Origin of the sequence: Microcoleus sp. S13_C5, from assembly GCF_036700845.1 — a bacterium.
In the GTDB taxonomy this organism is placed as follows: domain Bacteria; phylum Cyanobacteriota; class Cyanobacteriia; order Cyanobacteriales; family Microcoleaceae; genus Microcoleus.
Map to the genome: position 1 here is coordinate 1 of NZ_JAUBPR010000018.1, position 16,029 is coordinate 16,029.

Genomic DNA, 16,029 nt, shown 5'->3' on the forward strand with positions numbered 1-16,029 from the left:
ATTGGTATCAATCTCAAAGCAGCAGCTTAAATTATTATCAGTATTTATACTGAGCGCCGCATAACTGTTATGCTCCCGCTTAACTCCGAGTATTTTAGCTTGTTTTTCACTGATTTTTAGTATCCCTAATGTACTGGTAAGTTTTCTAGTTCTGCCGGAAGTTGTTCCGGTTGAGCTCTTAAAAAAAAAGCGGCAATTTCTGGACTGACATACTGCTGAAGCTGTGTCTGAATAGTTTTTTATATACTTTCGAGCGTGAACTGTTGTTCAGATTCAGCTTCTGTATATAAAATCTCAGCAATTGCTCTGGTATATTCTTGTAGCTTTCTTTGTTTCTCTGGATTCATAATTTTGCGAGAGTGGTAAACATATTTAATTATGGACTAATGAGGGGCATGGTATCTCTGAGTATTTGTACTCATCGCATAAGTGTTATGCTCCCGATGTACTCAGACTAGCAGGCAAACTCAGTGACTATCAAATATCTCCGGTAGGTGCAGATTTAGTCATCTCCAAACCAGAAGATACAATTGCAATTATTGAAGGAGGTGCTAATTTAAATCTGCGACAACTGACTTTTCCTGCTCCTAATGTTTATTCTAGTGCAAAGTCTACTTTCTTGCTGGGTTAGTTAATAGACATCTCCGAACAAGCCTGTCAAGAACAGGCTCTCCGGCCTGTGAAGCGAGAATTATGGGAGATGTACAATAGATATAATTCACCTTTATGAGTGACGGAGGTCGGCAAATTAATGTTTATTAACTACATCAGTTTGATGCTGATCAATATGGTGGCAGGGTTATTTATCCTCGCCTACTATGTCTATTCCGGTATCGACGGCACCAATCGAACACGGTGGATTCCCGGGTTTGGCATGAGTGGCGCGATCGCCGTGACAACAGGCTTGCACATGATCTTCACTTGGTCAGTTCCAGGCAGCTTCAACATTGTCTTCGGGGAAATGTCAGTTTTGTTCGGTATCGTCTTCCTCGGTGCTGCTGTCGCCCTAGCTCAAAACTGGGAGTTGCTAACAGTTACGATTTACGCCTTTTTCGCAGGTGCGGCTGCTATTTTGATCGGTTTGCGGATTATCAATCTCGGTCTAACCACGCAGCCAATACTATCAGGTATGGGCTTCATCCTGTCGGGACTCGGTGGCGTCTGCGCGACGCCTGTGCTGTTGATGCCAACTAATCGCACTCTGCGACTGATTGGGACGATCGTTCTAATAGCAGCGGGTCTGATCTGGGCTTTGACGGCGTGCATGGTATATTGGGAGCATCTCGCTAAATTCTCGAATTGGGTTCCCTACCCCATGCGCTGAAACCTGGCAACTTACCGCGATAGACAATAAGTCGTTTTCGCAATATTCTCTTAAAAGCCGGGATTCCGGCTAATGTAATCGGCAATTTTAGAAATAGACTGGCGCATTTGTAAATCGCCGCTGCTGGTGTCAATCACAGTCATTACATAGGCCTCGTCGTCAATACTCATCGCTAAAGTTGTGCCGAGCACCAGGGAATTTTGGCCGGTTTTTTCGCCCAACCACTGAGCTTTAGTTCCTTGCAAGGCGGCAAATCCCAGAGCCCGATCGTACTGGCGGTTGAGAGTTTCTATTAATAGTTTAGCACCGGGTGTTTCGCCGTTATAAATTTGCACCATCATCTCGGTGAGTTCGTTAGCAGTCAGGCGGTTGGGGCCAGAACCGGGGTTAGAAGGCATAATTTTTTCCCCCATTAATTTGAAGTTGACGCGGGTGACTTCGTAGCCGCGATTATCTAAGAATTGATTGATGTAATCCGAACCCAAATAATCAATAAGTTGATTGGTAGCAGTATTGCTGCTGCGATCGATCATTTCTTCTAACAGTAGCTGTAATGGGTAATTTTTAGGGGACAAAATCTGCGTAGATGAGTCTTCGGTGAAATTACCCGGATTTACAAATACTTCCTGGTTGAGACTAATTTTTTCTTTTTCGACTTTTTGCATCAGGGCGACAGCAATCGGCAATTTAATTAAGCTGGCCGGACTGACAGGAGGCACATCGCCCCGGAGGTTTACGCACTGTCTAGAAAGGTTGCAAACACCAATCGAAGCTTGAGCAGACAAACCACTTTCCCGGGCAACCGCACCCAAAAAATCAGATTTTGCTTGCTGCACTTGAAATGTTGCTGCTGTTAAATTTTCCCGGTATTCTTGAGTTTTTGAGGCAGTGAGGGAAGCTAAAAATGAATTTTGAGGAACTTCCTGCAAGTTGTTGAGGGCCTGGTTCCACAAAAATTGAGTTTGCTGGGAAGATGCGATCGACTTATTTTGCTGCCGTTGAGTTTCTACGGCTCGGTTGGCTAAACGGACTGCTTGCTGTAAGTCGTCCTTAGCCCTTTGTTCTACTAATATTTGAGCTTCCACCGCTTGCAACTGCTGTAGCAGTTGTTCTTGAGGATTGGCGGCAACGGGAACTAAGCGCGAGAGGAGGGTTGGTTCTGGGGAGGGAGAGGGGGGTTGTTCTAATTCGGTGATCAGCCGATCGCGAATTTTGTAGAGTTCGTCTAGGGAACGCGGGTTAGATGATTGAGAGAATGAAGTTGCGATGGTTAACATCTGAACCAGCCCAATGCCGGCTACTACTGCCGCCATCTTGTTGGCGATCGACAAAAAACGCCTGATCTCTGGCATATTTAACATCCTCAACACAACCAAATTCTATATAAGCAGCTATTGTTACATCAGTCAAACGGTTTTAGATTTTAGATAGGAGAACAAATCTAAAATCTAAAATCTAAAATCTAAAATAGTTCGATCGCGCCAATGTGGCAAAATAACCAAAATAAAGGGAGCGATCGCACCAAGGCAATCAACCCCCTCTAAAATATTGCGAACTATCTACTTTTTGCGCCGCCGTCGCCAGTCAGCACCCAACCGCTTGAGGTAATCCCAGCCGCGTTGGGGCCAGACATGATCGCTACCAATTTTTTCGGCAATCCAGCGAGCTACTTTGGGGCCTGTCCAGTCTCCGCCGTCGGGGGCAGGGCCTTGCAGCGCTTGTCGCAGTTCTTCTTGCTGTTCAGGATTCAGCAAGGATTTCGCAGGAGGGGGCTGGCGGTCTCCGCTGCGGTTCCTGACAGAGTTAGGCCCTTCTCGGTTGTAGCGCTGGACAATTTCTTTGGCGTAGTCGTAGTTGAGGCCTACGACTTGGGCTGCTTGTTTGATAGTCCAATTTCGGGAAACTAACAGCAGCAAGTGCCAGCGGCGCGACTCTGTGGTGTTTTGTGCCTGCCGGTAGCGAATTTTGAGTTCCTCTGCCGTCAGGTGGGATTCTAAGTGAGCTTTAGGTGGCATTCCTCCAACGGGGCATCGGGAACTTCTTACCATATATCTTTGGTTTTGGGGATAATTCCGGATGAAATTATTTTCCTGGGGATCGTTCGGGCAAATAAGTAGCTTTTTTTACCCCCGATGCACGCAGCTAGTCGCACTTGAGGAAGGACTGCTGTTTTTTCGCACGTGCACGCAACACAATACCTCGGGGTGACGGTGAGCGTTTCAAGCTTTTTTGTGAACCCCAGATTTTTGACAGGCTTTTTGACCTCTCTCACAATGGGGGTGCATCGGAAAAGGTCGATCACTATTTTCTTCGATCGCACCACCACCATTAATTCACTCGGATGACTGATAACTTCAGTCATTTTTGTATCAAAAAGTCCTCTTCATAATTTGACCATAATTATTAGGGATGTGCAGTCATAATCTAATATTAGATTATCCTAATCTTCTAGTTTAACTTAATTTATCTCGGGATTTAAAGAGGCGATTAATCTCGTTAAAATCCGTTTCAGATGCTTTTAATTAGGTTTTTTAATATAATTGAATCTAGCCAGCTTGGTAATTTTTTAGTAACGAATTTTTTAAGAAAGTCTAACTATCAACCGCAAAAAGCAGGAATTCTGTGGGATTGATTTATTTTGTATAGCATCTTTTTTTGCCATAAATCCTGGGCGTCGTCCAAAAGAAACAGGGAGCTAATATTTTATAATTTAGATGACAGAAGTGGGAATAACTGATTTCCTAATGATTGTGAGCTTGCCTAAAGATTCTTGGAGGCAGAACCTAATTATGTAGGAACCGCATTGCACACCTTACCCCTTAGTCATATAAATCTTGCGTCAAACCACTTTTTGCATGAGTCCTGATACAGTTGCATTCTTGGTTTGTTAAAAGATTAGGTAAAAAACTCGATCGCTATTTTGTGTGCGGTGGGATTTTGGGAATTTAATCTATTGTATATAAAATGACCGATCGCCCGCTTGAACTTTCGCCATAAAAATAGCCGACTTTGCCTTCGGGCTGTAAGCAGGTACAATTGCCAGTTATATTAACTGTATTGTCTCAAAGTAGAAATGATAAAGGTACGAGCATGGCATCCATCCGCGAGTTGCACCGACAACTGGTCAATAAAGAACGCTCTGCTGTGGAAATTACTCAAGAAGCATTAGACCGAATTACCCAGCTAGAGCCGAAGTTGAAAAGCTTTCTGTGCGTGACAGCAGACAGCGCATTGGCGCAGGCCCATAAAGTGGATGCCCAAATCGCAGCCGGAGAGCAAATTGGCCTGTTGGCCGGTATCCCGATCGCCGTTAAAGACAATATGTGTACCGAGGGCGTTCCCACAACCTGCGCCTCTCGGATTTTGGAGAATTTTGTTCCTCCCTACGATGCCACCGTCGTCTCCAAACTCCAAGCAGCCGGTGCGGTGATTGTGGGTAAGGCGAATATGGACGAGTTTGCAATGGGGAGCTCGACGGAAACTTCTGCCTATCAAGTTACCGCGAATCCTTGGGACTTGGAGCGCGTGCCCGGCGGGTCTTCTGGCGGTTCTGCCGCAGCGGTAGCCGCTGGAGAATGCGTCGTGAGTTTGGGTTCGGATACTGGGGGCTCAATCCGCCAACCTGCTGCTTTTTGCGGGTTGGTGGGGCTGAAACCGACTTATGGGTTGGTTTCTCGCTACGGTTTGGTGGCCTATGCTTCTTCTCTCGATCAAATCGGGCCCTTTGGCCGGACTGTTGAGGATACGGCGATTTTGTTGGGGGCGATCGCCGGTTATGATTCGAGAGATTCCACGAGTCTTAATGTCCCAATTCCTGACTACGCTCAAGCTTTAAGACCCAGTTTACGACCGAAGGGTCAGATTAGAATTGGTGTAATTAAAGAAACTTTTGGTGTAGGGCTCGACTCGGGGGTTAAAGACGCTGTTACTAAGGCGATCGAGCAATTTCAACAATTGGGCGCAGAAATTCAAGTCATTTCTTGTCCCCGGTTCCGCTACGGTTTGCCCACTTACTACATCATTGCTCCCTCGGAAGCTTCGGCAAATTTGGCGCGATATGATGGAGTCAAGTATGGTTTCCGGTCTCCCGACTCCGATAATCTTTTGGATATGTATGCCAAAACCCGCTCTCAAGGGTTCGGTGCGGAAGTTAAACGCCGGATTGCGATCGGCACTTACGTATTGTCGGCTGGATATTACGATGCCTATTATCTAAAAGCTCAAAAAGTTCGGACTTTGATTAAAGAAGACTTTGAAAAAGCTTTTTCTCAAGTTGATGTTTTAGTCTGTCCCACTGCTCCTACTACCGCATTTAAGGCAGGCGAAAAATTAAATGACCCCCTGAGTATGTATTTGTCAGATTTGATGACTATTCCCGTTAATCTTGCTGGTTTGCCAGCTTTGAGTTTGCCCTGCGGATTTGATGATAAAGGACTGCCCGTGGGTATACAACTGATTGGTAATGTTTTGCAAGAATCTCGGTTGTTTCAAGTGGCTCACGCTTACGAACAGTCTACGAATTGGCACTTGCACCACCCCGAATTGCATTAATTTTTGAAAATCGGCGGAATGCTGCGGCGGAAGTTAGTAATCGATCTTGGCTAATTGTCTGAATTAATCATTTGCCATTAGCTTTTGAGCGATCTCTAATTTCCCGCGTGCTCTATCTATGAACAATCTGCTAGTATTCCTTGTGTCTAAATCGCTAATAGCTTTTGGGATAGTTTTGGCCGTTGCTTATTCTGCTGCTTGTGTATTCCTCTTTGTAGCGCAAGGTAAGTTTATCTTTTTTCCCGCGCGGGCGATCGAAACTACGCCAGATGATTTTCAGTTGAAATATCAAGATGTTTGGTTGCCAATTTCAACTAAAACAGGCGCGGTGGAAAGCGTGCACGGGTGGTGGATTCCTGCCTCGGAAAACCCCCCCAGCCCCCCCTTAGCAAGGGGGGGAGCAAGAAAGGGAGAGTCGCTGCTGGCTATGCCCCAAAGTGACAAACGGGCCATCACTGCGGTTCCCGCCCTTAACAAGGGGTTAGGGGGGGTAATTTTGTACCTGCACGGCAATGCTTCAAATGTAGGAGCAAATGTCGAACACGCTTATCGATTTCATCGATTAGGTTTGTCGGTATTTGTGATCGATTATCGTGGTTATGGAAAAAGCCAGGGCGATTTTCCCAGTGAATCTCAGGTTTATGAGGATGCTCAACTTGCTTGGGATTATTTGGTGAAACAGCGGGGGATCAACCCGAATCAAATTTATATCTACGGTCATTCTTTGGGAGGGGCGATCGCGATCGATCTAGCGGTGCGTCACCCAGAGGCGGCGGGGTTAATCGTAGAAGGCTCTTTTACTTCGACACGGGCGATGGTGAATTTCCAAAAAGGGCTGTTTTGGATGTTTCCGATCGATTTTTTGCTGACACAGCGGTTTGATTCTCTTTCAAAAGTTGATCGCCTGCAAATGCCCGTGCTGTTTATTCACGGGGCTGCTGACAATGTAGTTCCAGTGGAAATGAGCAAAAAAATGTTTGAGGCAGCACCTGAACCCAAACAGCTTTACATAGTTCCTGACGGAGGTCACACTAATGTGGCACAGATCGGGGGGGCAGAATATCTGCAAATACTGAGCCAATTTTTAGGTTCTTCAAAGTAGATAAAAGCTATTGGCGGTAACAGGTTAAGTTTGATATCTGTACCGCCTGCTCGCACTTCTAACAGTACATATTTAAAGCGGAGCAGTTATCCCGATGATACCGCTTACTGCAACCTTAATACATTAAGCCACCAGTCATTCAAGGCATAGCAATAATTGCAGTAATTGTTCGTGCTTATCGCTTGTTCTTTCTTAACTTCGCAGCCTCGCCGAGATATTTTTCTGTTCGGCATCCGGGCGCCGCAGAGATTGGCATCTGTGAGATTAGCTTTGTTCAATCTCGCATCCCTCAAGTCGGCAGATCTAAGGTCTACACCGCTGAGATTGGCACCGCTTAAATCGGCTTCTTGGAGGTCTGCACCGCTGAGATTGGCACCGCTTAAATCGGCATTTCTTAGGTCGGTTCTACTTAGTTTAGCGGCCCTCAAATTACTACATTTTAAGTTAGCCAACTGGAGGGATGCGTCTCGCAGAAAACTCTCGCTGAGGTTGGCATTTTCTAAGTTGGCTCCCCTGATGTCGGCCCTGCTCATGTCGGCTTTGCTGAGGTCGGCGTCAGCCAAAAAGGCGTTTCTCATGTTGGCGTTGTTTAAATTAGCTTCCATTAAGTCAGCCGCAGTCAAGTCGGCATCAACTAAGTCGGCCCTGTTGAGAGTGGCGCGGCTCAAGGAAGCGCCAAACAAATCTGCACGGCTCAAGGAAGCGCCAAATAAGTCGCATCCGGGACATCCTCTGGTTTCTAGCAGCCGCTTGACTAGAGACAGATTTTGAGCTTGTAAGGGAAGTGCGGCGCAAAATGGGAGTAGCATTATCGCTGCAGTCAGAATTTTGAGTTTGATTTGGGTCATAGTCTGGGTAAGTCCTGTAACTGCCTTTCATCACCGATTTGTCTGCTGGACTTACGTGCGGGGGACCAAAAACCCGGTTTCCTCGTTAATTCCTCGCTGTCAAACCCAATATTCTGAGCAGAAACTGGGTTGTTTGCGTAAGTCCTAGTCTAGTGGATGGACGCGACTCGACGGTGTAAGGTTCGATCGCCCTCACGGATATTACTTACGCGTTGGGGATGAAAGCCCGCACATCAAGGCTCCCTGCAGCGAACGGCGAACGCCCGGAGGCGCTAAATGCCAGGGATTCTAGAGCTTGGGACGGCTGCGGCAAGTGACCGACTCCGACAACGGATAAGTATTTGTAATAGATGCAGTTGGATTTTGCTGCCGAGGGCGATCGTTCTCCGTACAGGCGATAGGTAAATAAGCCAATTGGCTTAGACTCTTAAGACATATTGCTGATGCGCTGCCTTCTATAAAGAAGATAGCATTTTTGTGTGATCCCCGAAATAATACCGAGCAAGGAAGTATAAAAAAATTTCCACGTGTCTCGGCGGGTGGGAAAATTTGGTAAAGCTAATACTTTCAAACGAGGAAAATAGATGTCTAACAGCATAGATCAACTTGCAGAAGGCGGCAGGGGGATCAAACTCATGTGGCAGATTGCAGACGAGCTCAGTTACACCCGGACTCTCGACAATCGAAATTGTTTGTCGTTGACCAAAAATTACGAAGTAGAAGGTCGCAATCACTCCCAAAATATAAAAAAAGCTAGCGTTTTAGATGGGTTAATGAATTTATTAAACACCTGGGATTGGCAGACTGAAACAGAGCAGGAAGAAGAGCTGCATGAAACTTGTATTCAACATATTAGCCTGCAAGTCAACACAGATGTCAATGCTTTAACTCAAGTTTTGTTGTGGTTTGATAAGTTGAAAGATTTATCGCTCCCCAATGAGGTTTGGTGGAACTTTCAGTTGGCGTTGGCTGAAGGTTTCACTAATGCAGTTCGCCACGCTCACAAAAATCTGCCAGTAGAAACTCCTGTTCAACTGGAAATTAGGGTGTTTAAGGGACGGTTGGAACTTAAAGTTTGGGATTGTGGCCCGTGTTTTGATTTGGATGCTAAGCTCAAGGAAATTCTGGCAGCAGAAGATAGAAATAACGGCTTGGATTTAGAGGTTTTGAACGATGCTTGCTTGATGCCTAGCAGACAAAAAACTTTGGAACCGTCTCTATTTCTAATTGCTGGGTAGCTTTGGAGTGAGGGACAATTAACAGACTGGCACGGTGAAAAATGTGTTATGCTAAAAACGGTGTTAGGGGAAAAGTTACGGGTTTTGTCTCCGGGTGGGTGAGGAGTTTTGAATACTGCCAACCTGCTGCGGCTTGGGTTAAGAGCTATGGTATTGGGTGATTCGATAGCGGTTCGATAGAAACGGGTGCATCTGTCTAATTAAATATAAAAAACTAAACATTAAAAGTTAAAAAATATTCACACTAATTTTTGAGCTTTTAATTTATCATAGTATCTGGTCGCTCGCCAATTACTAATGATTTCCAAAGAAACTTTATTTGTTCTGTCTCTATTTCCCTACTTGGGATTTCTCTGGTTTTTGACTCGATCGGGAAAAACACCCCGTTTAGCTCTGATGGGATTTTACGGGACTCTCGTTTTTGTAGCGGTGACGATTCCCGCCGCAATTTACGCAAAAGTTGCCTACAACGAGTCGCTAGCAAATGTCGATTGGCTGCACGGTTCTGCAGAACTATTCTTAACACTTGCCAATATTTTATTAGTTTTAGGCTTTAGAGAAGCGGTGATTAAAGCCAAAGCATCCTCACAGAAGGGCGGCGAGGAGCAAGAGTGTCTTTTAGATGGGGGAGAATAGCCGGGATCACCTCAGTTTTGTATTTACTCTCTGCAGAAATGCTCCCGAATAGCCGTAGTTAACAGTTAAGTGTTGACCTATCAGTTTGTGCTCCGCCAACCTGCAAAATTTTAGGAAAGCACTACAATATATGGAAACTCACATCAAGCACTTCTAGTGTCGTCACCTTGGTTTTTGCCACGGGCTCAACCTGAGATCCGAGATTTTGGGTTAAGAAAGCGAGTTTCTCAGGTATTATCGAGAATGGTGCTCTGGGCGTGAGTGGAAACAGACTACCATGTTGCTAAGTTTAGCTGTGGTGGGAATCTCCAGGCCGGAAAAAAGATGAGCTATTGCCTCAATCCCCATTGCCAAAAGCCGCAGAATGCTGACTCAACCAATTTTTGTTTGGCGTGCGGCTCTAAATTGCTACTGAAAGAGCGTTACCGCGCCATTCAACCTATCGGTGAAGGAACATTTGGCAGAACTTTTTTAGCTGTCGATGAAGATAGGTTGAAAACTCCCTGCGCCATCAAACAATTTTTCCCCCAAGTTCAAGAAAAAGCTGAATTAGAAAAGGCAACTGCACTGTTCAAACAAGAAGCTCATCGATTGCACGAACTCGGAGAGCACCCGCAGATTCCAAGTTTGCTGGCTTCTTTTGAACAAGCCAAACGTCTGTATCTTGTGGAAGAGTTAATCGAAGGAAATAATTTGTTTCAGGAGTTGCAGCAGCAGGGAGCTTTTAGCGAGGAACAGATTTGGGAATTGTTGATCAATTTGTTGCCTGTTTTGCAATTTGTTCACGAGCAGCAGGTGATTCATCGGGATATTAAGCCGGAAAATATTGTGCGAAGAACTCCCCAAACCTTGTGGGCTGCGGCGGGATATGGCAGCTCGACTCCTGGTAAAGGAAAAGGAGGGGCAAATTTACCTCAATCTTCTGCTGGTATGAAAGGGCTAATTGTGGCTGAATCTCCTGCTGTACAGGGGAAGGCCAGGGGGGGTCAGTTTGTGCTAGTAGATTTTGGAGTTGCTAAGCACATTACCGGCCTTTCTGAGGCGCAAACTGGGACGATAACTGGAACTGCAGGCTATGCGCCAATCGAACAAATTCGCAGCGGCAAAGCCTATCCGGCGAGCGACCTTTACAGTTTGGGCGTTACCTGCATTCACCTGCTAACTGGGGCGGTACTGAAGGATTTGTTCGATGCTTTGGAATGCAAATGGATTTGGCGATCGCACTTGGCGCAAAAAGGCATAAAAGTCAGCCAAAAATTAGCAACTATTTTGAATAAATTGCTCAAAGATTCGGTACGAGAGCGATATCAATCCGCTGCTGAAGTGTTGCAAGACTTGGTAAATGTTGGGCAATATCCCCGCTCTCAAATCTGTTATAATTCGCCAACAAAAATAGCTATTAATTCGCCAGTAACTAACTCACAGCCCAATACAGCAACCGCCGTCTCGGCCGCGCCGCCCCAGAAGATTCATGTTGTGCCATCCGCTGGCAATCCGAGATTATTGTCCTCTAATAACTGGCGGTGCGATCGCATTCTCCAAGGTCATTCAGCCCCGGTTAATGCTGTGGTTATTAATCCTCAAGGTAATATTCTAGCGAGCGCCAGCGACGATAAAACAATTAAGCTGTGGGACCTGCAAACAGGTGAATTCATCCATACTTTTTTCGGTCATTCCGCAACGGTTGATGCTGTGGCAATCAGCTCAGACGGGAGAATGCTGGTTAGCGGCAGTTTTGACAGAAAAGTCATTGAGTGGAAGTTGGATAAAAAGGCGATGATTCGCGAATTTTATAGCGATTTTGGTTCGCCGTACAGTCACCGCTACGGCTCCGTGTACTCGGTGGCTTTTAGTTGCGACTCGGGAGCGATTGCGAGTGCTAGCGGCGACCAGAGTATTAAATTGTGGAACCAGCGCAATGGAGAATTGGTTCAAAAACTTTCGGGACATTCTGACAAGGTTTTATCTGTTAGTTTTCGCCCTCAAAGTATGATGCTTGCCAGCGGCAGTGCTGACACAACTATCAAGATGTGGCTGGTAGGTGTTGGGGAGAGTGTACGGACTTTTGTCGGTCATTCAGATTGGGTTTATGCGATCGCATTTAGTCAAGACGGAAAGACGATTGTCAGTGGAAGTGCCGACGCTACTGTTAAATTGTGGAATGCCGATACAGGCGAATTGATTAATACTTTGAGGGGGCATTCTGATGCGGTGATTTCGGTGGCGATTAGTCCCGATCGCGAAACTATGGCTAGCGGCAGTCGAGACGGTACGGTTAAACTCTGGAACCTTGAAACAGCAGAATGTTTGTGCTCTCTTGCTGGGTGCAATCCGGTGGCTTTTAGTCCTGACGGTCAAACTTTAGTCACCGGTGGGGATGGCGGCGAAGTGTTAATTTGGCGGGCGTCTGTTTAGTTGGGCGAGATAATTGAGATACTTGTGAAGGCGATCGGTGTCAGTGTCAAGTAAACGACTGGCCCAAGAATGTACATTAAGTTGCGATCGCATTTCTCGAAACACCGCAGTATCCCCGGGATTGTCTAGAGGAAAAACCCAAGCATCAAATCCAGCCGACTTAAGACGGCTAACAGTTCCCTCGCCATCTTGCACCCACAATTGAGGGTTAATGCGAACGGGTTGACAAGAATATTCACCGACAACAATTCCCCCCACAGAAACGCTAGCACCTTCTCCACGATTGGAAAGTTCTTGCAAAATAGCTTTGAGGGAATTGAGTTTTTTGCCGTCTTGTATTTGCTGGGGTGTCAGCTTGACAATCACCATTTCTAGAACTTCGACAGGTTTGGTCGATCGTACAATGTTGACTGTTTCCCCCGGCCAAGAGTTGTTTATTTCCGATTCCATCCTCTCGATTTCCTCTGTAACCTGTACTGTTTCCACCGGCTTGGCCGTGTCTACAATTATCTGAATTTCCTCCCCATCTTTCTCAATTTTTCCACTAATCTGTAAGATAGCATTCTCTACAATGTAAGGCTTCACTTGTTCGTAAGCCTTGGGGAACACAACAGCTTTTATTTGATGTGTCAAATCTTCTAACTGCAAAATAGCCATCGCATCGCCTTTTTTGGTCACTACCATTTTGATAGCGTTGAGCATGACAATAACTGATACTTTCCCCTTTTTATCTGCTAACTGTTCGAGAGTCACTACATCGGGGTCTTGGTTTACTTGCATGAGAAACTTTAGGGGATGTTCTGATACATAAAAGCCCAGCAATTCTTTTTCTAAACGCAATTTCTCCTGTTTGTCATAATCTGGTACCAATTTAGATCTAGGTGCAGACTCATAGGTATTGACCGACTTACCAAAGCTATTCGTACCTAACAAGTCAAAGAGATTACCTTGCCCGCTTTCTCTATCTCTTTTGCGCTCTTGCGCCCATTTCATCACTCCTTCGAGGTCGTTTACTAAGTGCTTGCGGTTGTTTTCAATTTTATCAAAAGCACCGCATTGAATTAATGCTTCTAAAGCGCGGCGGTTGACAGAATGGAGATTTACGCGATCGCACAAATCAGCCAGCGATTTAAACTTACCCCCTTCCTGCCTCGCTGCCAAAATATTTTCAATCGCAGCTTCTCCCACATTTTTAACAGCAGAAATTCCAAACAAGATTTTATCTTTTGCCGAGCCAGTCATCAGTTTGGGAAGCGGTGTAAAAGTAAGTTCCGAGCTATTAACATCGGGCGGCTCCACCTCAATACCCAGCTTGAGACAATTGGCAATATATTTCTGTACTTTATCCTGATCGCCCCTGTTAGCTGTCAGCAGTGCAGCCATGTATTCTAGAGGATAATTCGCCTTTAAATAGGCAGTTTGATAAGTGATATAGGCATAGGCCATTGAATGGGATTTATTAAAACAGTATTCAGCGAATTGCAGCATCTGCGCGAACAGTTTCTCAGCAATTCTTTGACTGACTCCATTCTTAGTTGCGCCGTCGATAAACGTTTCTTTTTGCTTCTGCATTTCATCAGCTTTCTTCTTTCCCATTGCACGCCGCAGCAAGTCAGCTTGCCCCAAAGAATAGCCCGCCAAATCTTGAGCCATCCGCATAATTTGCTCTTGAAAGCAAAGCGTTCCGTAAGTCTCTTTTAAAATCGGTTCTAATAGCGGATGATCGTACTCAACTGTTTTACCGTGCTTGCAGTCAATAAACTGAGGAATCAAACCTGCATCCAGCGGCCCAGGTCGGTAAAGTGCCAAAATAGAAGAAATATCATCCAGACAGGAAGGTTTGAGTTTTTTCACTACATCCAGCATTCCAGAGGATTCTAACTGAAAAATACCTTCTAAATCTCCTCTTTCTAAAAGTCTATAAGTTTTATCTACATCATTTGGTAACTTTTTGATTCTGGCAAAAGTCTCTTGAGCTCTGCGCTCTATATCAGAAGGTAGCATTTCTGGATCTACAATTAGATTTTGGGTGTGCTTAATATAATCAACTGTTTTCTGGAGAGTTGTTAAATTTTTCAATCCCAAAAAGTCCATTTTCAGCAGACCCAAAAATTCCAAATCTTCCATAAAATATTGGGTAATTACAGCACCCTCATTATTCTTTTGCAGCGGTACAATTTCATCCAACGGCTCTGAAGAGATTACTACACCGGCCGCGTGAACGCCATAGGTTTTGTTGGTTCCTTCAATGCGAATTGCCATGTCAATCCACTGACGAACTGGGACTTGTGTCCCTGTTTCTTCATTGATGCAAATTGTATTTTCATAGTTGTCTTTAAATTCCTGTGCAGGTGTGTCATCGGAAATCATCACTTTAAGTTTTTCCGGTTTTCCCCTGGACACGGGAATTAATTTTGCCATTTCGTCTGCTTTTTTATAGGGAATCCCTAACACTCTGGCAACATCTTTCAAGACAGCTTTTGAGGTCATTCTGTTGAAAGTAATAATTTGCGCTACGCGATCGCTACCATATTTTTCAGTAACGTATTTAATCATGTCATCTCGCCTTTCTATGCAGAAATCGCTATCAATATCTGGCATAGATTTCCGTTCGGGATTGAGAAATCGCTCGAATAGTAGTCCGTGGTGTACGGGGTCTATATTGGTGATTTTGAGGACGTAGGCAACTAGAGAACCTGCGGCAGAACCGCGTCCTGGCCCTACTGGAATATCATTGTCTCTAGCATATTTTATGTAGTCCCAAACTACTAAAAAGTATTCCGAAAAGCCCATCTGCTGAAGCATTTTCAGTTCGTATTCTAGTCTTTGTTTGTAGACGGGGGGGATTTCATTTCTGGTGCGGGCTTTGAGGCGTTCTAAGAGTCCCAACCAGGATATTTCTTCTACATAAGTATCGGCTGTATGTTCTGGGGGAATGGGAATTGTGGGAATTCGAGCTTCTCCTGTGAGTTCGTATCTTGATACTTTATTTGCGACTTCTAGGGTATTTTCGAGCGCCTCTTTAATTGTTTCATCATCCAAATGGTCTCGAAACAGTTGCGCCATCTCATCTGCGGACTTTAAATACTCAGTGCCGCTGTAGCGCATCCGCTTGTCTTCTTCAATCAGTTTGTTGGTGTTAATGCACAGCAAAGCATCGTGTGCTTCTACGTCGTTGCAGGAAATATAGTGAGAATCATTGGTGGCAATTATTTTAATCTTGAGTTCGCGGGCAATTTTGACGATTTCAACATTAACAATCCGGTCTTCCGGGGAACCGTGGTCTTGAATTTCTATATAGTAATCTTCCCCAAATACTTCTTTATACCATGTGGCTACTTCACGGGCAGTATCTAGCTTGTTTTGCAGAATCATTTGGGGAACTTCCCCGCCCAAACAAGCACTGGTGACAATTAAACCTTCGGAGTATTGTTTTAGCAGTTCCTTATTGATGCAAGGTCGAGCAAAAATACCTCTTTCAGGCATTCCCTTTAAGTGGGAAATTGTGGTTAGTTTGACGAGGTTTTTATAACCTTGGGTATTTTTAGCTAAAACAACTTGATGGTATTTTCTTCTACCTCGAACTTTTACTTCAATGTCGCCGTTGACGACATACATTTCATTGCCAATAATCGGCTTGATATTTTTATTTCGGCAAACTTTGATTAGCTCGATCGCGCCGTACATCACCCCGTGGTCTGTAAGGGCGATCGCGGGCATCCCCAATTCCACCGCCCGTTCTGCGAGCTGCTGTAGCTGAGACGCCCCATCTAGTAAGCTATAATCGCTGTGAATGTGCAAACCAACGAAGGACATAGGGATTTAAAATATAAGATTTGAGAATTTAGATTTTACACCATAGGCGTGTCAAAGGGTAAAATAAAAAACAAAGCTTTATATCACTCTTGAGCTGGT

Annotated in this window: 11 protein-coding genes; 7 read left to right on the forward strand and 4 right to left on the reverse strand. The window is 45.1% G+C overall.

From position 1 onward, the window contains the following. The first annotated feature begins 412 nt into the window (after positions 1-412). Positions 413-631, forward strand: a complete 219-nt coding sequence (locus QUA04_RS07455; protein ID WP_333255300.1) for a hypothetical protein — start codon at positions 413-415, stop codon at positions 629-631. A gap of 120 nt (positions 632-751) precedes the next feature. Further along, complete coding sequence (locus QUA04_RS07460; protein ID WP_333255302.1) at positions 752-1,324, forward strand: DUF981 domain-containing protein; 573 nt, start codon at positions 752-754, stop codon at positions 1,322-1,324. 50 nt (positions 1,325-1,374) lie between these two features. On the opposite strand, the gene QUA04_RS07465 is transcribed toward QUA04_RS07460, so the two are convergent. Beyond that, positions 1,375-2,676 (reverse strand): serine hydrolase, encoded by a 1,302-nt coding sequence (locus tag QUA04_RS07465; protein ID WP_333255304.1) that lies wholly within the window; start codon positions 2,674-2,676, stop codon positions 1,375-1,377. A 207-nt stretch (positions 2,677-2,883) separates the two neighbouring features. Further along, positions 2,884-3,339 carry a helix-turn-helix domain-containing protein gene (locus tag QUA04_RS07470; RefSeq protein WP_039886916.1) on the reverse strand — a complete coding sequence of 152 codons (456 nt, stop codon included), beginning with the start codon at positions 3,337-3,339 and terminating at the stop codon, positions 2,884-2,886. A gap of 1,075 nt (positions 3,340-4,414) precedes the next feature. Between QUA04_RS07470 and gatA the strand changes: the two genes are divergently transcribed. Both gatA and QUA04_RS07480 read left to right on the forward strand, forming a co-directional pair. Further along, entirely contained in the window at positions 4,415-5,875 is a 1,461-nt protein-coding gene (gatA, locus tag QUA04_RS07475) for an Asp-tRNA(Asn)/Glu-tRNA(Gln) amidotransferase subunit GatA (protein ID WP_333255414.1), read from the forward strand. 118 nt (positions 5,876-5,993) lie between these two features. Beyond that, positions 5,994-6,977, forward strand: a complete 984-nt coding sequence (locus QUA04_RS07480) for an alpha/beta hydrolase (protein ID WP_445242296.1) — start codon at positions 5,994-5,996, stop codon at positions 6,975-6,977. Between the two features lie 104 nt (positions 6,978-7,081). Here the strand turns inward: QUA04_RS07480 and QUA04_RS07485 are convergent, their stop codons facing one another. Beyond that, positions 7,082-7,786, reverse strand: a complete 705-nt coding sequence (locus QUA04_RS07485; RefSeq protein WP_333255308.1) for a pentapeptide repeat-containing protein — start codon at positions 7,784-7,786, stop codon at positions 7,082-7,084. 623 nt (positions 7,787-8,409) lie between these two features. Between QUA04_RS07485 and QUA04_RS07490 the strand changes: the two genes are divergently transcribed. From QUA04_RS07490 to QUA04_RS07500, 3 genes are all read left to right on the forward strand, one after another. Next, positions 8,410-9,063 (forward strand): ATP-binding protein, encoded by a 654-nt coding sequence (locus QUA04_RS07490; RefSeq protein WP_333255310.1) that lies wholly within the window; start codon positions 8,410-8,412, stop codon positions 9,061-9,063. A gap of 297 nt (positions 9,064-9,360) precedes the next feature. After that, on the forward strand, positions 9,361-9,699 hold the full coding sequence (locus QUA04_RS07495; RefSeq protein WP_333073253.1) for a DUF3593 domain-containing protein: 339 nt from the start codon (positions 9,361-9,363) through the stop codon (positions 9,697-9,699). Between the two features lie 324 nt (positions 9,700-10,023). Then, positions 10,024-12,114 carry a protein kinase domain-containing protein gene (locus tag QUA04_RS07500; protein ID WP_333255312.1) on the forward strand — a complete coding sequence of 697 codons (2,091 nt, stop codon included), beginning with the start codon at positions 10,024-10,026 and terminating at the stop codon, positions 12,112-12,114. Here QUA04_RS07500 and QUA04_RS07505 read toward each other — a convergent pair. Continuing rightward, entirely contained in the window at positions 12,091-15,930 is a 3,840-nt protein-coding gene (locus tag QUA04_RS07505; RefSeq protein ID WP_333255314.1) for a DNA polymerase III subunit alpha, read from the reverse strand. The two genes, QUA04_RS07500 and QUA04_RS07505, sit on opposite strands and share 24 nt — an antisense overlap. Positions 15,931-16,029: the final 99 nt, after the last annotated feature.